The sequence below is a fragment of the Roseateles sp. GW821-FHT09G09 genome, from assembly GCF_059415965.1.
This window is the reverse complement of the sequence record NZ_JBWKOG010000007.1, coordinates 52,393-77,066: the sequence shown is the minus strand read 5'-3', so window position 1 is coordinate 77,066 and position 24,674 is coordinate 52,393. Positions and strand designations below refer to the sequence as shown.

Sequence of the window (24,674 nt, the reverse complement as noted above, 5' to 3'; positions counted from 1 at the left end):
CCTCTTGCGCGCTGAGCATGACCTCATCGCTTCGCGAGGGCTTGAAGGACGTCCCGGTGCTCTTCCATGACCTTCCTGGCCGCAGCCATCGTCTCCGGATCGACTCCCTCCCTCGGGGTGATGTTCTTGGCGGGACGCATGATCCGCTCCTTCAATTCGGGAATTCCGAGTCGTTTCCTGAGCGCTTCATCCATCGTCGTGACTCCTGATGCCATTGATAAGGGTCAGATCTTGCGCGCCGCACCGGCGAGCGTCCATGACTCGGATCAGTAAGAATTGCCCCCAAGGAGCCTTGCATGCCACACAACCTCGACCAGGCCATCCTCCTCGCCCCCGCCGGCGGACACCGCTTCGCCGGCGCGACGAACCCGGCCTACGCCAACATGGTCGGACCGTTCGGCGGCACGACCGGGGCGGCGATGCTCAACGCCGCCTTGCTGCATTCGGAGCGCATCGGCGAGCCGATTGCGCTGACGATCAACTTCTGCAGTCCGCTCGCCGACGGCGCCTTCGAGATCGAGGCCCGCCCGGCTCGCACGAATCGTTCGACGCAGCATTGGGTGCTGGAACTCACGCAGAACGGCGAGGTCGCCGCGACCGGCAGCGCCGTCTTCGCGCAGCGTCGCGAGACCTGGTCAGCCAAGGAGGCTGAGTTGCCCGCGGACGTCCCGTCCGCATCGGAACTCCAGCCGCTGCCGAAGGTCGGCTTCCTGCCCGCCTGGGTCTCGCGCTACGACATGCGTTTCCTGCCCGGCTTCGCGCCGGGGCCCTTCGACGGCCAGGAACAGCCGCATTCGATCAGCCGCTACTGGGTGCGCGACGAGCCCGCGCGGCCGATGGACTTTCCGTCCCTCGCCGCGATCTGCGACAGCTTCTTCCCGCGCATCTTCGTCCGCCGCCGCAAGCCCGGCGCCATCGGCACCGTCACGCTGACGACCTACTTCCATGCGGACTCGGTCCTGCTCGCGCAGCAGGGCGACCGCCACGCGCTCGCGATGGCGAAGGCCCTCAACTTCCGCAACGGCTACTTCGACCAGACCGCCGAAGTCTGGAGCGACGACGGCCACCTGCTGGCCAGCACGCACCAGATGGTCTATTTCAAGGAATGAGGAAGGACGCCGGACTCAACCGCCCGTGACCGGCGGGAAGAACGCCACTTCCGCGCCGTCTTCCACGGGCGTGTCCTCGGGCAGGATCTGCTGGTTCAGCGCGCAACGGATCGCACGGCCGCGCGCGAGCGCTTCCGCGTGCGCCGCGTCGCTCGCGATCAGCGCATCGCGGATCGAGCCCAGCGTCGCGCCGGCATGGTGCGGGAAGCGCTCGTCGGTCCCCAGGGCCTCGCGCAGCGAGGCGAAGTAGCGCACGGTGATCGTCATGTCGGGTCGATTCGTCAGAACAGCGGTCAGAACAGCGTCAGAACAGCTCGTTGAACGGAATGAAGCGCAAGACCTGACCCGGTGTCACCGTGCTGCCCGGCGGCAGGTCGATCAGGCCGTCGGCCCACGCCGCCGAACTCATCACGCCCGAACTCTGGTTGCCGAACAGCTGCAGCCCGCCCGCGTCGCTCAGCTTCGCGCGCAGGAACTCCCGCCGCTTGTCGGCCTTGGTCCACGTGAACTCGGCCGGCAGCGGCAAGGCGCGCGGCGTCAGCTGCGTCGCGCCCTGCATCCGCAGCAGCACCGGCCGCACGAACAGCAGGAAGGTCACGAAGCTCGACACCGGATTGCCCGGCAGTCCGATGAACCAGGTGCGCCCGCCCGTACTCGTGACTTCGCCGAACGCCAGCGGCTTGCCCGGCTTGATCGCGATCTGCCAGAGGTCCAGCCGGCCTTCGCGCTCGAGCGCGGGCTTCAGGTGGTCTTCCTCACCGACGGACACACCGCCCGAGCTGAGGATCAGGTCCGCGTCCTTGGCCGCCTCGCGCAACGCGGCGCGGGTCGCGTCGAGCGTGTCGGGCACGATGCCCAGGTCCCGCACCTCGCAGCCCATCGCCAGCAGCAGCGCGTGCAGCGTCGTGCGGTTGGAGTTGTAGATCTGGCCGGGACCGAGCGGCTGGCCCGGCAGCACCAGCTCGTCGCCGGTCGAGAACAGCGCGACACGCGGCCGCGCCGCCACCGTCAGCGCCGCCGCTCCGGCCGTCGCGGCCAGGCCCAGCGAGGCCGCGTTCAGGCGCATGCCGGCGCGCAGCACCGGCTGCCCGACGCGCAGGTCCTCGCCGCGTCGACGGATGTGGAGACCGACTGTCAGCGGCCCGTTGATGCGGACCTGGCCGAGGTTTCCCGCCGCGCCCGTGGCGTCGGCGATGGCCTCGCACTGCTCCTGCATCAGCACCGAATCGGCGCCCTCCGGCACCGTCGCGCCGGTGAAGATCCGCGCCGCCGTGCCGGGCTGCAGCCGCTGGGGCACCGAGCCCGCCGGCACGCGCTGCGACACCGGCAGCACCGCGCCTTCGCCGCCCAGCGCCGCGACATCGGCCGCGCGCATCGCGTAGCCGTCCATCGCGCTGTTGTCGTAGGGCGGCACGTCCAGCGGCGAGTCCAGGTCCTGCGCCAGCACGCGGCCGCGCGCCAGCGGCGTCGTGACGGACTCCGTACGGCCCAGCGGCGTGACCTGCGCGAGCAGGCGCTCCAGCGCCTCCTCCATCGGCATCATCGGCGCGCGCGGCGCGGCCGCGTCCGTCCCTGGAGCGTTCTTCGCGTCAGACATGGTCGACGATGAACTGCTTGACCTGTTCCACCGAGACTGGCATCACGCTGACGCGCTTGGGACGCGTCTCGAGATCGTCGAGCGCGGCCGGCCGCGGCGGCACGATGCCGAGCGCTTCCTCGATGGTGCCGGCGAACTTGGCCGCCAGCGCCGTCTCCAGCACCAACATGGTCACGCCAGGCTCGCGCCGGGCGAGCGCCACCTTCAAGCCATCCGCCGTGTGCGTGTCGATCACGACGCCGTACTGTTGATGGCACAGCCGGATCGTCGCCACGCGGTCTTCATGCGTGCTGCGACCCGAGACGAAACCGTAGCGTTCGCCGATGCGCGCGCGCTCCTCGGCGGTGATCTCGAAGAAGCCCTTCGAGGCCAGTTCCTCGCCGAACAGGCGCTTCACGCGGTCGCCATCCCGGTCCAGCAGGTCGAACACGAAACGCTCGAAGTTGCTCGCCTTGGAGATGTCCATCGACGGGCTGGAGGTCTCCAGCGTGTGTTCGGCGCCGCGCGGGCGATAGACGCCGGTGCGGAAGAACTCGTCGAGCACGTCGTTCTCGTTGGTCGCGACGACCAGGCGCTCGATCGGCAGGCCCATGCGCCGCGCCACATGGCCCGCGCAGACGTTGCCGAAGTTGCCCGACGGCACGGTGAAGCTCACGCGTTCGCCCTCCGCCTTCGTGGCCTGGAAGTAGGCGGCGAAGTAGTAGACGACCTGCGCCAGCAGCCGCGCCCAGTTGATCGAGTTGACGGTGCCGATGCGGTGGCCGCGCTTGAACGCGAGGTCGTTGGACACCGCCTTGACGATGTCCTGGCAGTCGTCGAACACGCCCTGCACCGCGATGTTGTGGATGTTGGGATCCTGCAGGCTGAACATCTGCGCCTGCTGGAACGGACTCATGCGGCCGTGCGGGCTCAGCATGAAGACCTGGATGCCGGCCTTGCCGCGCATCGCGTACTCGGCGGCGCTGCCGGTGTCGCCGGAGGTCGCGCCCAGGATGTTGAGCGTCTCGCCGCGGCGCTGGAGCTCGTACTCGAACAGCTGGCCGAGCAGCTGCATCGCCATGTCCTTGAACGCCAGCGTCGGGCCGTTGGACAGGGCCACCAGGGCAAGACCTGGCTCCAGCGGCTTCAGCGGCGTGATCTGCGGCGTGCCGAAGACCGCTTCGGTGTAGGTCCGGTGGGCGATCGCCTTCAGGTCCGCGGCCGGGATGTCGTCGATGTAGAGCGACAGGATCTCGAACGCCAGGTCGGCGTAGGACAGGCCGCGCCAGCGCGCGAGCGTGGCGCCGTCGACCTGCGGGTACGACGTCGGCAGGTACAGCCCGCCGTCGGGCGCCAGGCCCTCCAGCAGGATGTCGCAGAAGTGGCGCTCGGTCTTGTCGCCGCGGGTGCTGAGGTATTTCACGCCAGCTCTTCCTTGCGCAGCTTCACGATCGGCGCCAGCACCGTCGTCAGCGCCTGCATCTTGGCCAGCGCCTCGCTCATGCGGCCTTCCAGCGTGTCGTGCGTCAGGATGATCAGGTCGGTCTGGCTCTCGCCTTCCGCCGACTCGCGCTGCAGCACCGCATCGATGCTGATCTCGTGTTCGGCCAGGATGGTCGTGATGCTAGACAGCACGCCGGCCTGGTCCGCCACCCGCAGCCGCAGGTAGAACGCCGTCTGCACCTGCGCCATCGGCAGGATGGGCGTGTCGTTCATCGCGTCCGGCTGGAAGGCCAGGTGCGGCACGCGGTGGTCCGGATCGGCCGTCGCCAGGCGCGTGATGTCGACCAGGTCGGCGATCACCGCCGACGCCGTCGGCTCCGCGCCCGCGCCCTTGCCGTAGTACAGCGTCGTGCCGACCGCGTCGGCCTGCACCAGCACCGCGTTCATCGCGCCTTCGACGTTGGCGATCAGACGCCCGGCCGGGATCAGCGTCGGATGCACGCGCAGCTCGATGCCGTTCTCTCTTCTGCGCGCGATGCCCAGCAGCTTGATGCGGTAGCCCAGCTGCTCCGCGTACTTGATGTCGGTCGCCTGCAGCGCCGTGATGCCCTCGACATGCGCCTGCTCGAACTGCACCGGGATCCCGAACGCGATCGCGCTCATGATCGTGGCCTTGTGCGCGGCGTCCACGCCCTCGATGTCGAAGGTCGGATCGGCTTCGGCGTAGCCCAGCCGCTGCGCTTCCTTCAGCACCGTCGCGAAGTCCAGTCCCTTGGAGCGCATCTCCGACAGGATGAAGTTGGTCGTGCCGTTGATGATCCCGGCGATCCACTCGATGCGGTTGGCCGTCAGGCCTTCGCGCAGCGCCTTGATGATGGGGATGCCGCCGGCCACCGCTGCCTCGAAGGCGACCATCACACCCTGCTCGCGCGCCGCGGCGAAGATCTCGCTGCCGTGCACCGCCAGCAGCGCCTTGTTGGCCGTCACCACGTGCTTGCCGGCCTTGATCGCGTCCAGCACCAGCGTGCGCGCGATGCCGTAGCCGCCGATCAGCTCGACGACGATGTCGATCTCCGGATTGGCGATCACCTCGCGCGCGTCCGAGACCACCGTGCAGGCGTCGCCGACGATGCTGCGGGCGCGCTCGACGTCCAGGTCGGCCACCATCGCGATCTCGATGCCGCGGCCGGCGCGTCCGCGGATCTCCGCCTGGTTCCGGCGCAGCACCTGGAAGGTGCCGCTACCCACGGTGCCAATGCCCAGCAGGCCAACTTTGATCGGGTTCATCGTCTTGTCTTTCAGAAGGTCGGGAGGTCAGCGTGCGTGGCGTTTGCGGTATTGCGCCAGGAATCGCTCGATGCGGCCGATGGCTTCACGGAGATCGTCCGTGTTGGGCAGGAACACGAGCCGGAAATGATCGGGGGCTTGCCAGTTGAAGCCCGTCCCCTGGACGATCAGCACCTTCTCTTCGGCCAGCAGTTCGTAGGCAAACTGCTGGTCGTCCTCGATCGGATAGATCGTGGGGTCGAGGCGGGGGAACATGTACAACGCGGCCTTGGGCTTGACGACGCTCACGCCGGGGATCTGCGTCAGCAGCTCGTACGCCAGGTCGCGCTGGTGGCAGAGCCGGCCGGTCGGCGCGACCAGGTCCTTGATGCTCTGGTAGCCGCCCAGCGCCGTCTGGATCGCCAGCTGGCCCGGCGTGTTGGCGCACAGCCGCAGCGAGGCCAGCATGTTCAGGCCCTCGATGTAGTCGCGGGCATGGCGCTTCTCGCCCGACACCACCATCCAGCCGGCGCGGTAGCCGCAGCTGCGGTAGTTCTTCGACAGACCGTTGAAGGTCACGAACAGCACGTCGTCGGCCAGGCTGGCCATGCTGGTGTGGGTGTTGCCGTCGTAGAGCGTCTTGTCGTAGATCTCGTCGGCGAAGACGATCAGCTCATGACGCCGGGCGATCTCGATGAGGCCCAGCAGCACGTCGTCCGGATACAGCGCGCCGGTCGGGTTGTTGGGGTTGCAGACCATGATGCCGCGGGTGCGCGACGTGATCTTGGCTTCGATGTCCTGCAGGTCCGGCAGCCAGCCGCTGCCCTCGTCGCACAGGTAGTGCACCGGCCGGCCGCCCGACAGGCCGACCACCGCGGTGTAGAGCGGGAAGTCGGGCGACGGGATGAGGATCTCGTCGCCGTCGTTGACCAGCGCGTTGATCGCCATCTGGATCAGCTCGGACGCGCCGTTGCCGAGGTAGACATCGTCCACCGTCACGCCGCGGATGCCCTTCTCCTGCGTGTAGTGCACGACCGCCTTGCGCGGCGCGAACAGGCCTTTGCTGTCGGTGTAGCCGCCGGCGTCGGCCAGGTTGCGGATCATGTCCTGGACGATCTCGTCCGGCGGCGTCAGCCCGAACACCGCCGTGTTGCCGATGTTGAGCTTGATGATCTTCTGGCCCTCTTCCTCCATCTGCCGCGCCTTGTCCAGCACAGGTCCGCGAATGTCGTAACTGACGCTGGAAAGCTTGCTGGACTTGGCGACGGTTCTCAAGATGACTCCGGGCGAGGTTTCAAGGGAAGCCCGGCAGAGCTTCCCGAGGGTTCCAATGGTTCCGAATGGGGAACGCACAGGGGAAAATCAGGGCTGTCGATTTAAACACAGGGTTATCGCGGGTAATCCCACGCCCGCGGGGAGACACCCTCCGTCGCTGCCAGAATCACCCTCAATGAAATTTCAACCCGACCAGCCGCTCGGCGGCAACATGATTTCCGCCCACGACCTGAACCACGTGTGGGTCAACGGCGTCGAGCAGGCGCACAGCGTCCTGGTGCCGTGGCAAGGTCAGCCGGAGAACTGGGGCGTCACGCGCTTCGAGGACCTTTCGGAGGCCCATTTCGAGCGCATCCTGGCACTCAAGCCGGAACTGGTGATCTTCGGCAGCGGCTCGAAACTGCGGTTCGCCCGACCCGCGCTGCATCGCGCGCTGATCCAGGCCCGCATCGGCATGGAGACCATGGACATCGGCGCCGCCTGCCGCACCTACAACGTGCTGGCCAGCGAAGGCCGCGCGGTGCTGGCGGCCCTGCTGATCGAGTCGTGAGTGCGGCCCGCCTCCCACTCTCTGGGAGGCCGCTGACTCGTCCATGTCAGAGGGGGCGAGGAACGACCCATTCAACGTATAATCGATGGCTATGCCCGCCCGGGCACATCTCTCTGAAGAACGCCACATGACGCCAGCGCTCAACAAACCCCTCCCGGACATTGAAGCTCTTGCCACGGGAGGCGTGAAGTTCACTCCCAAGGAATTTCTGGGTAGGGTCGTGGTGCTGTACTTCTACCCGAAGGACAACACCCCGGGCTGCACGACCGAAGCGATGCAGTTCCGCGATCATCACAAGGAATTCGTCAAGGCCGGTGCCGTCGTGCTGGGAGTTTCCCGCGACAACATGGCCTCGCACGACAAGTTCAAGCAGAACCTGGAACTCCCCTTCGAACTGATCGCCGATACCGAAGAGAAACTCTGCCACATGTTCGGCGTGGTCAAGAACAAGATCATGTACGGCAAGAAGGTCAAGGGCATCGAACGCTCGACCTTCCTGATCGACGCCCAGGGCATCCTGCGCGAAGAGTGGCGCGGCCTGAAGGTCGCCGGTCACGTCGAGGAAGTCCTGAAGGCCGTCAAGGCCCTCAAGAAGGAAGCGGCCTGATCGGCGCATGATCTGCGCCTGAACTTCTTCCGCCCGTCACGAGCGGAGGCCGGGAGTTGTGCATAATCAGTCGCATGCCCCTGTGCCTGATCGCAGCGAATGACCTCCCGAAGACGAGCCGCACCGGCCCCGGTGCGGCTTTTTGTCTTCTGGGATCCGCGCGCGAGTTCGAGGCCACCGATGCCGCCGACACCTCCGGCATCGCCAGCGCCCGTCAGGCCCGGGGCATGACCCCTGGTCGGCATCGCCCCAGGCTCATCACGCAAGCCCGTCACCCCCGCACATGCCACTGCCCAAGCCTCCGACCAAGCGCGCCAGCCGCCTAGATTCCGACGCCTTCGCGACCGATCTGTCGCCCAGCAAACGCCCTCCCGCGCTCGAGGCCAGACCGTCCGCCCCCATCGCCTCTTCGCGCACCGAATCCCGCGCCGAACCCGCGCCCCGGGTGGATGCGCGCGCGGAGTTGCCGGCCTCGGCCGCCGCACCGTCCAGCGCCACCGCCCAGCCGCCGGCGGACAACGTCCGCGCCCGGACCGAGCCGGTGGAAGCCCGCGGCGGTCAGTCGCCGTCGCTGGCGCTGGTCTCGCCCGCGCCGTCCAAGGCCCCGGCAAAGAAGAGCTCCCCGACCCGCAGCAAGGCGCGCAAGCCGGTCGGCGATCCCAAGCTGTTCGTGCTCGACACCAACGTGCTGATGCATGACCCGATGTCGCTGTTCCGCTTCGAGGAACATGACATCTATCTGCCGATGATCACGCTCGAGGAGCTGGACGGCCACAAGAAGGGCATGACCGAGGTCGCCCGCAACGTGCGCCAGGTCAGCCGCGACCTGGACGCGCTGGCCGGCAGCCTCAAGTCGAGCACGATCGAGGAGATGTCCAAGGGCCTGCCGCTGGACCAGACCGGCCACCGCGAGGCCGGCGGCAAGCTGTTCTTCCAGACGACGCTGTTCGAGACCCCGCTGCCGCAGGGCCTGCCCCAGGGCAAGGCCGACAACCAGATCCTGGGCGTCGTCCAGGCGCTGAAGCAGCAGCAGCCCGGCCGCGAGGTGGTGCTGGTGTCCAAGGACATCAACATGCGCATCAAGGCCCGCGCGCTGGGCCTGCCGGCGGAGGACTACCGCAACGACAAGACGCTGGAGGACTCCGACCTGCTCTACACCGGCGTGCAAGCGCTGCCGGCGGACTTCTGGGAACGCCACGGCAAGACGATGGAGAGCTGGCAGCAGGGCGGCACCACCTTCTACCGGATCAGCGGCCCGCTGGTGCCGACGCTGCTGGTGAACCAGCTGATCTATCTGGAGGCGCCCGGCGCCGCGCCGCTCTACGCCAAGGTGCAGGAGATCACCGGCAAGACCGCCGTGCTGCGCACGCTGAAGGACTTCGGCCATCAGAAGCACTCGGTCTGGGGCGTGACCGCGCGCAACCGCGAGCAGAACTTCGCGCTGAACCTGCTGATGGATCCGGACTGCGACTTCGTCACGCTGACCGGCTCGGCCGGCACCGGCAAGACGCTGATGACGCTGGCCGCCGGCCTGTCGCAGGTGCTCGACGACCGCCGCTACACCGAGATCATCGTCACCCGCGTGACGGTCCCGGTCGGCGAGGACATCGGCTTCCTGCCCGGCACGGAGGAGGAAAAGATGGGCCCGTGGATGGGCGCCCTCGACGACAACCTGGAAGTCCTTGGGCGCGGCGAGAGCGGCGCCGGTGAATGGGGTCGCGCGGCCACCAACGACCTGGTGCGCAGCAAGATCAAGATCAAGAGCCTGAACTTCATGCGCGGGCGCACCTTCCTGAACAAGTACGTGATCATCGACGAGGCGCAGAACCTGACGCCCAAGCAGATGAAGACGCTGATCACGCGCGCGGGTCCGGGCACCAAGATCGTCTGCCTGGGCAACCTGGCGCAGATCGACACGCCCTACCTGACCGAAGGCAGCTCGGGCCTGACCTTCGCGGTCGACAAGTTCAAGGGCTGGGCCCACAGCGGCCATGTCACGCTGGCGCGCGGCGAGCGCTCGCGGCTCGCGGACTTCGCGTCCGAAGTGCTCTGAGAAGTGCGCTGAGAAGTGCTCTGAGCCCGGCGTGAGCGCGGGGCCTCACGGGCCTCGGAACTTTTCCAAAGCCACCCTTCGGGGTGGCTTTTTCATTCCGGCTCCTACTCTTCGGGGGTCAGCTTCGACTGGACGGTTTCCTCGGCCGCGCCTTCGTCGCGACGCAGCTGGTAGAAGATGAAGGCCGCGAGCGCGGCCATGGCGCCCAGCGCCAGGTAGGTGCCGTGGAAGGCGGGCACGATCGCGGCGCCTTCAGTGCGCGGCAGCCCGTGCGAGAACAGCAGCAGGAAGGCGCTGGACGTCGCCACGCCCAGGCTCATCGACAGCTGCATCACCACCGCCAGCAAACTGTTGCCGGGGCTGGCGGTGCGCTCGTCGAGGTCGCCCAGCGTCAGCGTGTTCATCGCGGTGAACTGCATGCTGTTGACCATCCCGAACAGGCCGAGGTGGATCGCCAGCCACACGTGCCCGACGCCGCGCGGGATCAGCGCGAAGCTCGCGATCAGCACGCCCAGCAGCAGCGTGTTGACGATCAGCACGCGCCGGTAGCCGGCGCGCTTGATCAGGCGGATCGCCAGCGTCTTGGTGAACATCGCGCCAAGCACCGAGGGAATCATCGACAGCCCCGCCTCGCTGGGCGAGAACCCCAGTCCCACCTGCAGGAAGAGCGGCGTCAGGAACGGCGTCGCGCCGCTGCCCAGCCGCGCGAAGACGTTGCCCAGCAGCCCGATGCGGAAGGTCGGCACGGCGAAGAGCGCCGGCGTGAAGAGCGGCTCGTCGGCGCGGGTCGCATGCAGCCAGTAGGCCATCATGCAGGCCACGCCCGCGATCAGCATCACGAAGCACACGGCGACGCTGACCATGTGCTCGCCGAAGCCCTGCAGCGCCAGCGACATCAGCATCAGCCCGACGCTGAACAGCCCGTAGCCGCCCCAGTCGAAGCGCTTGCCGATGGGGCCCCGGATCTCCGGCATGAAGCGCCGGCAGGCGACGGCACCGGCCAGGCCCACCGGCAGGTTGATCAGGAAGATCCAGTGCCAGCTGACGAATTCCACCAGCACGCCGCCCAAGGTCGGCCCGAGCAGCGGCCCCAGCAGCCCTGGCAGGCTGATGAAGGTCATCACCGCGAGGAACTCGGCCTTCGGGAAGGCCCGCAGCACCACCAGCCGGCCGACCGGTACCAGCAGCGCGCCGCCGATACCCTGCACCACCCGCGACGCCACCAGCACGTGCAGGCTGGGCGAGACCGCGCAGGCCAGCGAGCCCAGGCTGAACAGCCCGATCGCCCACAGGAAGACGGTCCGCGTGCCGAAGCGGTCCGCCAGCCATCCCGAGGCCGGGATGAGCAAGGCCACCGTCAGCAGGTAGGCGACGACGGCCGACTGCATGCGCAGCGGGTCCTCGCCAAGGTCGCGGGCCATGCCGGGCAGCGCCGTGTTGAGGATGGTCGTGTCCAGCGTCTGCATGAAGAACGCCAGCGCGACGACCCAGGGCAGCCAGCGGCGGGTGGCGTCGTCGAGGACCGGGCGGCCGAGCACGTCGAGCGGCGTCGTCGAGGAGGAAGGCATGGGCGGCATCCGGCAAGTATCGGACCCCGGCGGCGTAGGATGTGCGCCTGTCGCGGCACGCGGTGGCGCCCTGCCCCCGATCACCTCCCGCGCGACTTCCAGGACCCATGCGCTTCTACGTTTCCGACCTCGACGGCACCCTGCTCGATCCGCAGGCCCGCCTCTCCGCCGCCACCCGCGCGGGCCTTACCGAACTGCTGGCCGAAGGCCTGGCCTTCACCGTCGCGAGCGCGCGGCACGTGGTGTCGATCGCCCGCATCCTCGAGGGCCTGCCGATCTCCTTGCCCGTGGTCTCGTCCAACGGCGCCTACATCAGCGACCTGCGCACCGGCCGGCACGAACTGGTCAATGCGATGGACCCGGCGCTCGGCCAGTCGATCTTCGCGCTGGTGCGGCGCCACGGCCTGATGCCTTTCATCGCGACGCACGGCGTCAAGGGCGACCAGCTCTTCTGGCAGGAGGTGCAGAACGAAGGCCAGCAGCGCTTCGTCACCGAGCGCCAGCGCAACGCCGACCCGCGGCTGCGCCACGTCGACCGCCTGCAGGACCAGCTGGACGATCCGCTGGTCACGCTGCTGGTGGTCGGCCGCGCCGAGCCGCTGGAAGCGCTGCAGGCCGAGATCCTGGCCACCTGCGGCGACCTCGTCACCACGCACCTGGCCGAGGACCTCTACATGCCGGGCTGGCCCTGGCTGAACGTGCACGACCGCCGGGCGAGCAAGGACCAGGCGATCGCCACGCTGGCGCAGCGTTACGCGCTGCACGAGCGCGAGCTCGTCGTCTTCGGCGACCAGGTCAACGACCTGACGATGCTGAAGTCCGCGCATCACGCCATCGCGATGGCCAATGCCAGCGACGACGTGAAGCAGGCCGCGCACCGCATCATCGGCTTCCACCATGAGGACGCCGTGGTGCAGTTCATCCGCGACGACTGGCGGGCGACCTACTTGCGCAAATAGTCGTAGAACGCGTTGGCGTCGGACTCGCGGCCGAGGAAGTCGCGCACCAGTTCCGGCGCCGGCTTCTCCGCGCCGCGCGACAGCACCGCGTCGCGATAACGACGACCCACGGCGGCATCGAGCTTGTCGGCCGCGAACGGCGTGCGCAGGTCCATCGCGACGACCAGGCTCCATAGATAGCCGTAGTAGCCCGCGCCGTAGCCGCCCGCGATGTGCGCGAAGCGCGACGGGAACATCGTGCCCGGCACATGGCCCAGCGGCGTGTCGCCCTCCATCTTCGCCCACAGCGCCAGCGGATCCTGGATCGTGGCGCCGTGCAGCGCGAGGTCATAACTCGCATACAGATGCTGGCGGCCGAACTTCGTGCCCTTGGCGAAGTCGCGCGCCTCTCGGGCCTTGCCGACGAGTTCGTCGGGCACCGGCTTGCAGGACGGGCAGACCTCGGCCATCAGCTTGAGCACGCGCGGGTCGTAGACCCAGTCCTCGAGCATCTGCGACGGCGCCTCGACGAAGTCGTGCATCACCGCCCACTGCCCCAGCGAGACGTAGCGCGTTTGCGCCAGGTTGTTGTGGACCGCGTGGCCCAACTCATGCAGCAGCGTCTCCAGCTCGTCGAGCGACAGCCCGCCGCGATCGAGGTTGACGACCAGCGCCGCCGCCGGATGGCGACCCAGGCGCGTGCTACTGGAGCGCAGCGGCCAGACCGCCGCGTGGTTGTACTTGCCGTCGCGCGGGAACGGATCGACGTAGAGCGTGCCAAGCGCCTTGCCCGTCGCGGTATCGCTGACCACGTAGGCCTTGACGTCGGGATGCCAGAGACCCGGCACCGTCACCGGGGTGTGCGTCACGCCGAGCAGCCGGTCGACGATGCGCAGCGTGAAGGCCAGGCTTTCCGCCGGCGGGAAGTACGGCCGGAAGGCCTCCTGGTCGACGGTGAAGCGCTGCTTGCGGATGCGCTCCGCGTAATAGACGCCGTCCCACTGCGTCACGGTGGTGGCCTCGACCGCGGTGCCGAGGTGCGCCGCCTTGGCGCGGCGGAGCGCCTCCAGATCGGCGCGCTCGCCCTGCTGGACGGTGCCCTTGACCTCGCCAAGGAAACGCGTGGCCGTCGCCGCGTCCTTGGCCATCTGGCGGCGCAGGTTGAAGTCGACGTAGTTGTCGTAGCCGAAGAGCCCGGCGTACGCCTTGCGCAGCGTGATGATCTCGGTGAGCAGCTGGAGGTTGCCTTCGCCGCCCTCGTTGGTCTTGGCCCGCCAGATGCGCTCGCGCGCGGCGCCGCTCTCGGCGGTCTGCATCAACGCGGTGTAGGTCGGGTTGTCGACGCCGAGCAGGTAGCGCCCCTGGTCGTCGCGCGGCTTGTCCTTCCACACGCCGTCGGGCACGCCGCGCAGTTCCTCGGCGCTGAACGCGACGCGGATGTTGGCGTCGCGGATCGCTTTCGAGAACTGCTGGTCGAGCGCGGAGAGCCGGTCCAGGATCTGCTTGGCACGCGCCCGCTTGTCTTTCGACAGGCCGACGCCACTGTCCTCGAACATCCCCAGCGCGTTGCGCTTGAGCTCGCGATCGATCGCGTCGGCGGCGGGTGCGGTCTTCAGGCCGCGATAGATCTTCTCGTTCTGCGTGAGCGCCGTCTGGAAGTCGGACCAGCGCAGCGCGCACGCCTGGGCGGCGTCGCGCACGGCCTTGTCGGCGTGCACGTTCTGGACGAAGTCGATCGGGAAACGCGCATCCTCATGATGCGCGATCACCAGGTCGTAGGCGGCCAGCCAGCCCTTGTCGACCTTGCGCGTGGCCAGCTGCGAGACCTCGCGGTTCAGCGCTTTCAGGCCGGCATCGCAGGCGCGGTCCACGGCCTTGCCGTCGGCGAAGCTGGGGAAGGCCGGCGTGGGCAGCGCGGGCGGGCGCGCCTCGGATTGAGCGAACGCCGGCGCGGACAGCAGCGCGCAGGCGGCCAGGATCAACGCATTCCTTTGCATCATCAGGACCTTTCCTTCATCAACTCATGGATCTGTTGCAACGCGGCCGGATCGTCGAGGGTGATCAGGTCGCCGGGATCGCGATGTTCGCAGACGGCCTGGATCGCGCGCCTCAGCAATTTGCCCGAGCGCGTCTTCGGCAGCAAGGCCACGAAACGCACCCGCGACGGCCGCGCCACCGCGCCGAGCTGCTGGTCGACGCGCTTGAGGATCTCGCCCTCCAGCGCCAGCGCGTCCTGCGGCGTCGCGGCACGCGCCGGATCCTTCAGCACCGCGAAGGCCATCGCGACCTGACCCTTGAGCGGATCGGCGACGCCGACGACGGCGACTTCGGCCACCGCCGGATGACCGGCGATGCATTCCTCGATCTCGCGCGTGCCGAGCCGGTGGCCGGCGACGTTGATGACGTCGTCGCTGCGCCCGAGGATGAAGTAGTAGCCCTCCTCGTCGCGCAAGGCCCAGTCGAAGGTCGAGTACACCTGCCGGCCCGGCACGCTGTCCCAGTAGGTGCGGACGAAGCGCTCGTCGTCGCGCCAGACGGTCTGCATGCAGCCCGGCGGCAGCGGATAGGCGATGGTGAGCAGGCCCTTCTGGTTGGGCGCCTCGAGCACCTCGCCCGTGCGCTCGTCGAGGAGCTGGACGCGGTAGCCGAACATCGCCACGCCGGGCGAGCCGAACTTCGGCTCGGCCGGCTCGACACCGCGCGCCAGCGTCAGGATGGGCCAGCCGGTCTCGGTCTGCCAGTAGTTGTCGACGATGGGCTTGCCGATCGCGTCGGCGATCCAGCGCGCCGTCGGCTCGTCCAGCGGCTCGCCGGCGAGGAACAAGGCCCGCAGCGACGACAGGTCGTGCCGCGTCAGGCAGGCGGGGTCCTGTTTCTTCAGCACCCGCACCGCGGTCGGCGCGCTGAACATCACCGTCACGCGGTGCCGCTCGACGAGCCGCCACCAGATCGCCGCATCGGGGCTCACGGGCGTGCCCTCGTACATCAGCGTGGCCATGCCCGCGATCAGCGGGCCGTAGACGATGTAGCTGTGACCGACGACCCAGCCGATGTCGCTGGTGGAGAAGAAGGTCTCGCCCGGATGACCGTCGTAGATGTGCTTCATGCTCGCGGCCAGCGCGACCGCGTAGCCGCCGACGTCGCGCTGCACGCCCTTGGGCCGGCCGGTCGTGCCGCTGGTGTAGAGCGTGTAGCTGATGGCGTCGGAAGGAAGCCACTCGCAGGGCACGCGCGTGCCGAGCAGGCGCTCGCGCTCCGCGGCGTAATCGAGGTCCCGGCCCTCGATGCGTTCGAACGCGCTGAGCCCGCGATCGACCATCAGCACCTTCGCCGGCTTGTGCGCGGCCAGGCGGATCGCTTCGTCGAGCAGCGGCTTGTAGGGCACGACCTTGCCGTTGCGGCTGCCGGCATCGGCGCTGACGATGAGCACCGGCTCCGCGTCGTCGATGCGGTTGGCCAGCGCATGGCTGGCGAAGCCGCCGAACACCACCGAGTGGATCGCGCCGATCCGCGCGCAGGCCAGCATCGCGAAGGCCGCCTCGGGAATCATCGGCAGGTAGATCAACACCCGGTCGCCGACGCCGACGCCCTGCTCGCGCAGCATCGCGGCCATGGCCTCCACCTCGCCCTGGAGCTGGGCGAAGCTGAACACGCGCTCCTGGCCGACCTCGCTCGACGCCCAGATCAGCGCCGCGTCGTCGGGCCGGGATGCCGCGTGGCGGTCGACCGCGTTGTGGCACAGGTTGGTCCGCCCGCCGACGAACCACCGCGCGAACGGCGGCCGGCTCGTGTCGCAAACCTGCTCGAACGGATGCGCCCAGTCGATCAGCCGCGCCTGCTCGGTCCAGAAGCCGTCCGGATCGTCCATCGAACGTCGGTACATCGCCGCGTAGGTGTCGGTCATCGGGGTCTCCTTGGATGTTGGTATTGAATGCGCGAATTCCGCACGGATCCTCGCATCGGCAGCTTTTTTGAAACTTTCGTTCACAGCGTTCCAGCAAGGGGCTGTGGTCCAATCCGGGTTTTCCTGGGAAGGGTCTCGTGGCCACGCCCGGACTTTCCCTAGCCAGGCGCGCACCTGCGGGCATTCGCGCTTGACCGGTACGGAGATGGTGCCTAGTCTCCGCGCCCAACACCGATGAGTACTGTTCGTCCTTCCCGCTCCGCTCCCCGACACAAGCAGCTCCAGCGCGCCATGGCCGCACTGGGGCTGATCTGCGTCTTCGCGAGCGGTGGTTGCTGGGCGCAACAGTCGACTTCGTCCACCAACGCGTCGCAGGACAAGCCCAAGGCGCAGGCCAAGGCCGCCGCCAAGCCGGCGACGAAGAAGACCGCCCCAGCCAAGCCGGCCGCCAAAGCGTCGAAGGACGGCAAGTCCTCGAAGCAGGTCGCGGCCAAGGACGCCGGCAAGGACAAGAAGGCCAAGGGCGACGAAGACAAGTCCACGGCGACCGAGCTTGTCGCCGACAAGTCCGCTGCGGACAAGGTCGCCGACAAAGTCGCGTCGACCAAGCCCGAAACGAAGGCTGCGGACAAGACCGCACCGGCGAAGGCTGACGCGAAAGTCGCCGACGCCAAGACCGAGGTCGCGCCGCCCGCCGGCACGATGATGGGCGCCTACGGGCAGAGCCTGATGCGCTCGCCCGCCGGCGCCGCGACGATCGCGACGACCGTCGCTGCCGCGGGTACCGCCGCCGCGCTGGTCGCGCCGGCCACGCCCGCCGCCAATACGACGGCCGCGCTGCCGCCGACCGCCCTGATGGGTGCGGCCGCCGGCAACGCGAACGCCGGCGATTCCGTCGCCCGCTTCCTGCAGCAGCGCGGCATCGTCGCGCAGGCTCAGCAATCGCCCGCCTCGCCAGGCGTCGACGCTCCCGCGCCGGGCCTGCTGAACCGGGTGCGCGACAACGCCTCGGACCTGGTGCTGTCGGCGATGAATTTCCTGGGCGTGCCGTACAAGCGCGGCGGCAATTCGGTCAACAACGGCTTCGACTGCAGCGGCTTCACGCGCCACATCTTCGAGATGAGCGTGGGCCTGGTGCTGCCGCGCCGCGCCGACGAGCAGGCCAAGCTGTCCAGCCTGGTGCCGATCAAGAAGGAAGACCTCAAGCCCGGCGACCTGGTCTTCTTCAACACGATGCGCGCGACCTTCTCGCATGTCGGCATCTATGTCGGCGAAGGCAAGTTCATCCACTCGCCGCGCGTCGGCGGCGCGGTGCGCGTCGAGGACATGCGCGAGGCGTATTGGGCCAAGCGCTTCACCGGCGCCCGCCGCGCCGATCTGAACCAGGCCAATCCGGGCACCTGAGCGGGCCCGGAGCCCGCCGTCGGCGCCCGCCACGGGCGCCGCCTCTGCCGCGCAGACGCGCCCCCCTCTCGCAGACAAGTCCTGACACGGCACGCCGCTGACTCCGGCTATGCTGCGCCCCAGCGCCGTCCGCCGCGATCCTCCGCGATCCACCTTGTCCGCCGTCCTCGATCCCGCCCAGACACCGCTGCACCGAGTGCCCGACCAGATGGGGCAAGCCCTGCTGCTGGCCGTGCTGCTGCATGTGCTGCTGCTCGTGGCGATCGGCAATGCGCCCGGCGGGGCGGCGAAGCTGGGCGAAGGTGCTTGGGGGCCGCTGAACGTGCGGCTGCAGGGCGACCGCTACGAGCCCGGCTCGGGCGAACCCGCCGTCGTGCTGCCCGAGCGCGGGCCGGTCGGCGATGCCAGGCAGCCGCGCTCCGGCGGCGCGGTGCGGGAACGCCCGCCCACGCCCGAGGAACAGAAGACGCCCGGCGCCGCGCGCCAGGGGCAATGGCGACAGCAGCCCGGCGACGAACTGACCGGCGACGCGCCTGCGGATCGCAGTGCGCCGCCGGCCGCCACGGCGCCGGTGCCCGCGCCGACCTCCAAGCCCGCACCGCCGCCGCCGGCGCCGACACCTGTCCCCGCACCGACACCCGCGCCGACGCCTGCACCAACGCCTGCATTGACGTCTCCGACGCCGACACCACCGACCGCACAGCCGGCCCCCTCGTTCTCGCCCACCGCGGAACCTGCGCCGACGATCACGACGCTGACCACGCCTGGCGAAGCCACCGTGACGGCGCCGACGCGCATCGCGCCGGCCGCGCGCGAGACGACACCCACGCGCCCTGCCGTACCGACGGACGCGTTGCAGGCGCCTTCGCCGACGCTGCAACTGCCGGAGCGCCCGGCGCCCATCCTCAGCGAGACGCCGACGACGGTGAGACGCATCGACCGCTCACCGATCGAGCGCACACCAGCGCCTCCCATCCCGACGGAACTCAAGGCACCCGCGGAACTTCCGCCGTTGACCGCGGCGCCAGCCGCTGCGCCGGCACCCGCACCAACCCCGACGCCCGCGCCGCAGGTGGCACCACCTGCCCCCACGCCAGCGCCCGCGCCGACACCGAGCCCTGCGCCCACGCCGCCCACCACGGCCGCTCCCACGCCCAGTCCCGCGCCTTCGCCTGCACCGCAGCCGCGCGTATCGACCACGCCGTCTCCGACGCCGACACCGGCCAATCGGATCTCGCTGGATGGCGCGACGTCGCCCACGACGACGCAGCCCAGCGTCGGCGCGCCGGACGCCGGCTCGCGCACGGGACATGACGTGGCGACGCCGGCCTCGACGCCACCGAACGCGCCGAAGCTGAACCTCGACATGAACGCGGCCCGCGGTCCGATGCGTCCCCGCGGAACGCCTTCGGGCGTGATCTCGGCGATGCCCAAGCCGCCGGAGGACAAGGATGCGCTGGCCGAGAAGATGCGCGAGGCCGGCCAGCAGGAGTGCCGCAAGGCGTATGCGGACAAGGGTCTGCTGGCGGTGGTGCCGCTGGTGCGCGATGCCGCGCGCGACAAGGGTTGCCGCTGGTGAACCGGGCGCGCCCGACGACCGTCAGGCGTGTTGTGCGAACTCCGTTCGGGATCCCGCCGGCCTGGCTGACTTCGTGAAATCTCTGCTATAGTCGATGTCTTCGTTGGGGGGGTAGCTCAGCTGGGAGAGCGTCGCGTTCGCAATGCGAAGGTCGGGAGTTCGATCCTCCTCCTCTCCACCAACAGATCCGGAAGGGGTCGCACCGAAAGGCGCGACCCCTTTCTCTTTGGCGCTGCAGCTTCAGGCTCCGCCAGTGTTCTAAAGAACCGTCGACGCGCCACAGGCCGGACATCCGAACTTCCTTTCGCGCGCGCGACGCCATCGGCTCGCGGTAAAGCCCCAATCGCCATCTGCCGCATCGCTCAAGACAATCCACGCCTCCCTGCAGTCCGGCGGCGTCCTTGAGTCACACAACATTACAGCGGTCGTACGAAACGCAAGGTTGGCGCCGCCTGGCCGCCCGCAAGATGCGACGCATGGTGGCGCTGACGGTCTTGCCCTGGAGTTGCTCGGTCATGGCGGCCGGGCCGATCGCCGCCGCCCCACCGGTGGACGGCGCCGGTGAGCTGAACGTGCTGCACTGGTGGACCTCCGCCAGCGAGCGTGCCGCGGCCAACCATGTCGCCGCGCGCATGGCCGAGAACGGCCTGAAATGGGTCGACGGCGCAGTCGCCGGCGGTGGCGGCGGCCCCGCCATCAAGGTGCTGAACGAGCGCATCCTGCGCCGCATGGCGCCCAAGGTGGCCCAGCTCAACGGCGCGTCCATGAACGAATGGGCCGACATGGGCCTGCTGCTGGAACTCGACGGCGTCGCGGCCCGGCGCAACTGGTCCACGGTCATGTTCCCGCAGGTCATGGCGCAGGTCACCGTGCGGGGCCACGTCGTCGCGGCGCCGCTGGGCATCCAGCGCATCAACAACCTCTACCTGAACAAGGCGCTGCTGAAGCGCCACGGCATCGCCCCGCCCGAGGACTGGGACGGCCTGGAGCGCGCCGCGGTCAAGCTGCGCGCCGCCGGCGTCACGCCGGTGGCCTTCAGCGACGAGCCCTGGCAGGTGGCCACCGTCTTCGAGGCCCTGCTGCTCAGCGAAGCCGGCCCGGCCCTGTACCGCCGCATGCTGGAGCAGCGGGACCTCAGCGCCTTCGACGATCCGGCGCTGGAGCGCGCGCTCAGACGCCTGCGCAACTGGCGCAACCTCGCGTTGCCCGCCAGCGGCGTGGCGCCCGGGGAGCGGCCCTGGACCGACGTCGTCGCCGACTTCGCCAACGAGCGCAGCGCCATGATGATCATGGGCGACTGGGCCCGCGGCGAGCTCGGCGCGATGGGACTGGAAGGCGATCGCGACTTCAGCTGCAAGGCCGTGCCGGGCACCGCCCAGGCCCATCTCTACAGCATCGACACGCTGGCCATGCTGGCCGGCAACGGCAGCAGCCAGGCCGACCAGGAGAAGATGGCCGAGCTGCTCGGCAGCGCCACGCTGCAGCTGGGCTACAACCGCATCAAGGGGTCGATCCCGGTGCGCCGCGACGTGCCGGTGGACGAGCTCGACCCCTGCGCCCAGGCCTCGTTCCACCTCTTCGCCAACCCCGCCACGCCGCGCGTGCCCAGCCTCGTGCACCGCATGGCCTTCGGCGAGATCGGCAAGAACGCCATCATCGAAACCGTCCACCGCTTCGCGCTGGACCCGAGCCAGTCGCCCGCCGCCGCCCAGCGCAAGCTGCAGGGCCTGCTGCGCGCGCTGAGCCCAAGGAAAGCCGCCCCATGACCCCTCGAAAAATCCTGATCGTCGACGACGACCAGAAGATCCGCAGCCTGCTGAAGACCTACCTCGAGAAGAACCAGTACGAGGTGCTGCTGGCCCACGACGGCGCCAGTTTCATGGCCGAGTTCGAGCGCCACCGCGACGAGATCAGCCTGTGCATCCTCGACGTGATGCTGCCCGACACCGAGGGCTTCACGCTGTGCCAGTCGGTGCGCCGCCGTTCCGAGGTGGCGGTCATCATGCTGACGGCCAGCGCGGACGAGACCGATCGCATCGTCGGCCTGGAGCTGGGCGCCGACGACTACCTCGGCAAGCCCTTCAACCCGCGCGAGCTGCTGGCGCGCATCAAGGCCATCACCCGCCGCACCGGCCAGGAGAAGGCCAAGGAGCCGCGCTACTACGCCTTCAACGGCTTCACGCTGGACCTGCTCGAGCGCAGCCTGGTCGACCCCGACGGCACGGCGACGGCACTGTCGGGCATGGACTTCCAGCTGCTCAAGCTGCTCGTCGAACACCCCGGCGAGGTGCTGGACCGCAGCCGCCTGGCCGAGGTCACGCGCGGGCGCGACCTGGGGCCGCTGGACCGCTCGCTGGACGTGCAGGTCAGCCGCCTGCGCCAACGCCTGCAGGACGACGGCAAGCAGCCCGCGCTGATCAAGACCGTGCGCGGATCGGGGTATGTGTTCTCGACCACCGTGACGCCGCGGCATGCGCCTTGAGCAGCGCGCCCGCAAATTCCTCTTCGACAGCCTGCAGGGCCGCTTCGTCCTGGCGATGCTGGGCGGCCTGGCCCTGGTGCAACTCACGGTCAACCTGGTCTGGTACAGCCAGATCGAGCAGCGCGTGCGGCGCCAGACCGAACTGGCCGCCCATCATGTGACCAGCGGCGCCATGGGCGCGGTGCGGGCCCTGCGTGAACTGCCCGCCGCCTACCGGCCGCTGCTCATCGAGCAGTTGCGCACCATGGGCGGCACGCGCTTCCAGGTCTTCTTCAACAACGCGGCAGTGCCGGTGACGCCGTTGCCCGACCAGCCCATGGCGCGCCTGCTGGAACAGCGGGTCACCCAGGAGCTGACGGCCCAGCTGCCCCCGGGCACGCCGGTGCGCGTCGCGCTGGCCTCGCCCATCGGCCTGGCGGTGGCGCCCAGCGGCGCGCTGCTCAGCGACCTTCCGGAGAGCTGGGTGGAGCCGTCGCTGATCGCCGTCGAGCGGCCGGCACCCTTCCTCGTCATCCAGGCCGAGACCGAGCCGGGCGTATGGCTCTACCTCAGCAGCACCCTGCCCGACCCTTATTTCCTGGAACAGCTGGAGTTCTTCACCTGGCAACGCCTGACCCCGCAACTGCTGGCGCTGGGCCTGGCGGTGCTGCTGACGCTGATCGCCGTACGCGCGATCACGCGGCCGCTGGCGGGCCTGAGCCAGGCGGCCGCGCGCGTGGGCCGGCGGGTGGCGCCCAAGCCGCTGCCCGTCAGCGGCACGCAGGAGGTGCGCCAGGCCATCGAGGCCTTCAACGACATGCAGGAACGCATCCGCCGCTACATCGGCGATCGCGAGCGCCTGTTCGCGTCCATCTCGCATGACCTGCGCACGCCGATCACGCGCCTGAGGCTGCGCAGCGAACTGCTGGACGACACCGCCGTGCAGGACGAGTTCCACGAGGACCTCGACGAGCTGGACATGATGGTGAAGACCGCCCTGCAGATCGTGAAGGACACCGACATCCACGAGAACCGCGCGCCGCTGCGCATCGACCTGGTCCTTCAGAAGATGGTGCGGGACGCGCGCATGGGCGGGCACAGGATCGAGCTGCAGAACGAGCCGCTGACCGTGTTCGGCAAGCCGCTGGCGCTCAAGCGCGCCATCGGCAATCTGCTGGACAACGCGATGTTCTATGGCGATGCCGCGCAGGCGGTGGAGGTGAGCGTGGGCAGCGACGAGGAAGGCCTCGTGCTGGTCACCGTGCGCGACCACGGGCCCGGCGTGCCCGACAGCGCGCTCACCCGACTGGGCCAGCCCTACACGCGGCTGGAGCATGGGGCCAGCCTGCGTCAGGACGGCCTCGGCCTGGGCCTGTCCATCGTGCGCGAGATCGTGGCCGACCACGGCGGCACGGTGCGCTTCCGCAATCACCCGTCGGGCGGTTTCGAAGCGCGCGTCGCCCTCCCGGCGGGCTGAGTTCTCACCCCCTCCCTCACCCGACGTACTGCGACCGCCGCAGTCAGCCAGACCCGCCGTGCAAGAAGGACCGCCTTCACCACCGCCTGAGGCGGCTGCCGAACAGGGCGTAGAGCAGGATGAGCCCGTACCAGGGCAGCATGACCCAGTAGCCGAGCTGCGGGCTGGTCACATCGGCCAGGTGCCCGTAGAGCATGGGGATCAGCGCGCCGCCGGCGATGCCCATGATAAGCAAGGCGGAGCCGGCGGCCGTGTACCGGCCCAGGCCCTCCAGCGCCAGCGGCCAGATGGACGGCCACACCAGCGCGTTGGACAGGCCCAGCAGCGCCAGGAAGAACACCGTGTCGGGCACCGGCGGCACGCCCGCCCAGCCCAGCAGCGCCTGCGAGATACCGGAGGCCGTCGGCGACGACAGTGCGACACCCAGCACGAACAGGAGGCCGCCCGCTCCCGACAGGATCAGCGCGGTGCGCTGCGACATCCACTTCGGGATCAGCGCCACGCCCAGCAGATATCCCAGCACCATGAAGCCCATGGTGTAGGACGTGAGCACCCCGTAGTGCGTCACCCCAAGCTCGCGGCCATAGAGGCCGATGGTGTCGCCCGCGATCACCTCCACGCCGACATAACCGAACAGCGCGATGGCGCCGAGCACGACCTGCGGATGCTGGAAAACGCCCCAGCGCCTCGCCCTGTCCGGCGGCGCTTCAAAAGCCGCTTCAAAAGGCGCTTCAGAAGGCGCGTCAGAAGTCGAGGCTGAACGCGCGTCGTTCTCGTCCAGGTCCGGCTCGCGCAGCGAGGAGAAGTGGATCAGGGCCATGAAGGCCAGCAGACCCGCGGCCATCACCGCGTAGGGCAGGACCAGACGCTGCGACAGCTCGTTGCGCAGCGCCTCGCGGCCCGCGACATCCAGCGCCGCGAGGGCCGACTCGGAGAAGCGCTCCATGCCCGACAGGATGAGCGCCGAGAACACCAGCGGCACGACGATGCCCGCGCCCTTGTTGAACAGGCCCATGATCGAGATGCGCATGGCCGCGCTCTCGCGCGCGCCGATGCAGACGATGTAAGGGTTGATGGCCGTCTGCATCAGCGTCATGCCGCTGGCCAGCGTGAACAGCGCGGCGAGGAAGATCGCGTACTGGCCCGAGCGCGCGGCCGGGATGAAGGCCAGCGCGCCGGCGGCCATGACGCCCAGCGCGGCCGTCATGCCCTTCTTGTAGCCGATGCGGGCCAGCAGGGCCGCCGACGGCAGCGCCATCACCGTGTAGGCGATGTAGAAGGCGAAGGCCACCCACAAGGCCTGGAAGTTGTTGAGCGCGCAGACGATCTTCAGGAAGGGGATCAGCGAGCCGTTGAGCCAGGTGACGAAGCCGAGGATGAAGAACATCAGCCCGATGAAGATCATCGGCAGCAGCACGCCCTGGCGCGCCGGGGGGGTGAGGGTTGTGGTGTGCATGGACAAGA

The 24,674-nt window shown here is 69.0% G+C and carries 20 protein-coding genes and 1 tRNA gene; 11 read left to right on the top strand and 10 right to left on the bottom strand.

Features of this window, described 5'->3' with window-relative positions:
• Nucleotides 1-23: 23 nt before the first annotated feature.
• Nucleotides 24-194: a hypothetical protein gene (locus AC07O8_RS19105; RefSeq protein ID WP_495049541.1), complete on the bottom strand. Its 171-nt coding sequence runs from the start codon at nucleotides 192-194 to the stop codon at nucleotides 24-26.
• 102 nt (nucleotides 195-296) lie between these two features.
• Here AC07O8_RS19105 and AC07O8_RS19100 point away from each other — a divergent pair, with 102 nt between their 5' ends.
• Nucleotides 297-1,109, top strand: a complete 813-nt coding sequence (locus AC07O8_RS19100) for an acyl-CoA thioesterase (protein ID WP_495049540.1) — start codon at nucleotides 297-299, stop codon at nucleotides 1,107-1,109.
• A gap of 15 nt (nucleotides 1,110-1,124) precedes the next feature.
• On the opposite strand, the gene AC07O8_RS19095 is transcribed toward AC07O8_RS19100, so the two are convergent.
• Genes AC07O8_RS19095 through AC07O8_RS19075 form a run of 5 tightly spaced genes read right to left on the bottom strand, consistent with a single transcriptional unit; the run spans nucleotide 1,125 to nucleotide 6,669 of the window.
• A complete protein-coding gene (locus tag AC07O8_RS19095) occupies nucleotides 1,125-1,376 on the bottom strand; it encodes a MoaD/ThiS family protein (protein ID WP_088408244.1) in 252 nt (83 codons plus the stop codon).
• Nucleotides 1,377-1,413: 37 nt separating this feature from the next.
• Nucleotides 1,414-2,706, bottom strand: coding sequence for a molybdopterin molybdotransferase MoeA (locus tag AC07O8_RS19090; protein WP_495049539.1), 1,293 nt, complete (start codon nucleotides 2,704-2,706; stop codon nucleotides 1,414-1,416).
• Nucleotides 2,699-4,108, bottom strand: coding sequence for a threonine synthase (gene thrC / locus AC07O8_RS19085; protein ID WP_495049538.1), 1,410 nt, complete (start codon nucleotides 4,106-4,108; stop codon nucleotides 2,699-2,701). The genes AC07O8_RS19090 and thrC overlap by 8 nt, the downstream gene beginning before the upstream one ends.
• Nucleotides 4,105-5,415 carry a homoserine dehydrogenase gene (locus tag AC07O8_RS19080; RefSeq protein ID WP_495049537.1) on the bottom strand — a complete coding sequence of 437 codons (1,311 nt, stop codon included), beginning with the start codon at nucleotides 5,413-5,415 and terminating at the stop codon, nucleotides 4,105-4,107. Before AC07O8_RS19080 ends, thrC begins: the two co-directional genes overlap by 4 nt.
• Nucleotides 5,416-5,442: 27 nt before the next feature.
• A complete protein-coding gene (locus tag AC07O8_RS19075; protein ID WP_495049536.1) occupies nucleotides 5,443-6,669 on the bottom strand; it encodes a pyridoxal phosphate-dependent aminotransferase in 1,227 nt (408 codons plus the stop codon).
• A gap of 175 nt (nucleotides 6,670-6,844) precedes the next feature.
• Between AC07O8_RS19075 and AC07O8_RS19070 the strand changes: the two genes are divergently transcribed.
• From AC07O8_RS19070 to AC07O8_RS19060, 3 genes are all read left to right on the top strand, one after another.
• Nucleotides 6,845-7,219 (top strand): Mth938-like domain-containing protein, encoded by a 375-nt coding sequence (locus AC07O8_RS19070; RefSeq protein WP_495049535.1) that lies wholly within the window; start codon nucleotides 6,845-6,847, stop codon nucleotides 7,217-7,219.
• A gap of 127 nt (nucleotides 7,220-7,346) precedes the next feature.
• Nucleotides 7,347-7,826 carry a peroxiredoxin gene (locus AC07O8_RS19065; RefSeq protein ID WP_067270239.1) on the top strand — a complete coding sequence of 160 codons (480 nt, stop codon included), beginning with the start codon at nucleotides 7,347-7,349 and terminating at the stop codon, nucleotides 7,824-7,826.
• Between the two features lie 283 nt (nucleotides 7,827-8,109).
• Nucleotides 8,110-9,879 (top strand): PhoH family protein, encoded by a 1,770-nt coding sequence (locus AC07O8_RS19060; protein WP_495049534.1) that lies wholly within the window; start codon nucleotides 8,110-8,112, stop codon nucleotides 9,877-9,879.
• Between the two features lie 104 nt (nucleotides 9,880-9,983).
• Here the strand turns inward: AC07O8_RS19060 and mdtD are convergent, their stop codons facing one another.
• Nucleotides 9,984-11,447 (bottom strand): multidrug transporter subunit MdtD, encoded by a 1,464-nt coding sequence (gene mdtD, locus AC07O8_RS19055; protein WP_495049533.1) that lies wholly within the window; start codon nucleotides 11,445-11,447, stop codon nucleotides 9,984-9,986.
• A 107-nt stretch (nucleotides 11,448-11,554) separates the two neighbouring features.
• Between mdtD and AC07O8_RS19050 the strand changes: the two genes are divergently transcribed.
• Nucleotides 11,555-12,406, top strand: coding sequence for an HAD family hydrolase (locus AC07O8_RS19050; protein ID WP_495049532.1), 852 nt, complete (start codon nucleotides 11,555-11,557; stop codon nucleotides 12,404-12,406).
• Here AC07O8_RS19050 and AC07O8_RS19045 read toward each other — a convergent pair.
• Entirely contained in the window at nucleotides 12,391-14,385 is a 1,995-nt protein-coding gene (locus AC07O8_RS19045; protein ID WP_495049531.1) for a M3 family metallopeptidase, read from the bottom strand. The genes AC07O8_RS19050 and AC07O8_RS19045 overlap by 16 nt on opposite strands.
• On the bottom strand, nucleotides 14,385-16,289 hold the full coding sequence (locus tag AC07O8_RS19040) for a propionate--CoA ligase (protein ID WP_495049530.1): 1,905 nt from the start codon (nucleotides 16,287-16,289) through the stop codon (nucleotides 14,385-14,387). The genes AC07O8_RS19045 and AC07O8_RS19040 overlap by 1 nt, the downstream gene beginning before the upstream one ends.
• 291 nt (nucleotides 16,290-16,580) lie before the next feature.
• On the opposite strand from AC07O8_RS19040, the gene AC07O8_RS19035 reads away from it, so the two are divergent.
• The 6 genes from AC07O8_RS19035 (at nucleotide 16,581) to AC07O8_RS19010 (ending at nucleotide 23,210) form a co-directional block, all read left to right on the top strand.
• Nucleotides 16,581-17,693 carry a C40 family peptidase gene (locus tag AC07O8_RS19035; protein WP_495049529.1) on the top strand — a complete coding sequence of 371 codons (1,113 nt, stop codon included), beginning with the start codon at nucleotides 16,581-16,583 and terminating at the stop codon, nucleotides 17,691-17,693.
• A gap of 154 nt (nucleotides 17,694-17,847) precedes the next feature.
• Entirely contained in the window at nucleotides 17,848-19,272 is a 1,425-nt protein-coding gene (locus AC07O8_RS19030; RefSeq protein ID WP_495049528.1) for a hypothetical protein, read from the top strand.
• A gap of 105 nt (nucleotides 19,273-19,377) precedes the next feature.
• Nucleotides 19,378-19,453 (top strand) — tRNA-Ala (locus AC07O8_RS19025).
• Between the two features lie 295 nt (nucleotides 19,454-19,748).
• Nucleotides 19,749-21,038, top strand: a complete 1,290-nt coding sequence (locus AC07O8_RS19020) for an ABC transporter substrate-binding protein (protein WP_495049527.1) — start codon at nucleotides 19,749-19,751, stop codon at nucleotides 21,036-21,038.
• Entirely contained in the window at nucleotides 21,035-21,754 is a 720-nt protein-coding gene (locus tag AC07O8_RS19015; RefSeq protein ID WP_297524184.1) for a response regulator, read from the top strand. Before AC07O8_RS19020 ends, AC07O8_RS19015 begins: the two co-directional genes overlap by 4 nt.
• On the top strand, nucleotides 21,744-23,210 hold the full coding sequence (locus tag AC07O8_RS19010; RefSeq protein WP_495049526.1) for an ATP-binding protein: 1,467 nt from the start codon (nucleotides 21,744-21,746) through the stop codon (nucleotides 23,208-23,210). Before AC07O8_RS19015 ends, AC07O8_RS19010 begins: the two co-directional genes overlap by 11 nt.
• A gap of 76 nt (nucleotides 23,211-23,286) precedes the next feature.
• Here AC07O8_RS19010 and AC07O8_RS19005 read toward each other — a convergent pair whose 3' ends face one another.
• Entirely contained in the window at nucleotides 23,287-24,666 is a 1,380-nt protein-coding gene (locus AC07O8_RS19005) for a sugar MFS transporter (RefSeq protein ID WP_495049525.1), read from the bottom strand.
• Nucleotides 24,667-24,674: the final 8 nt, after the last annotated feature.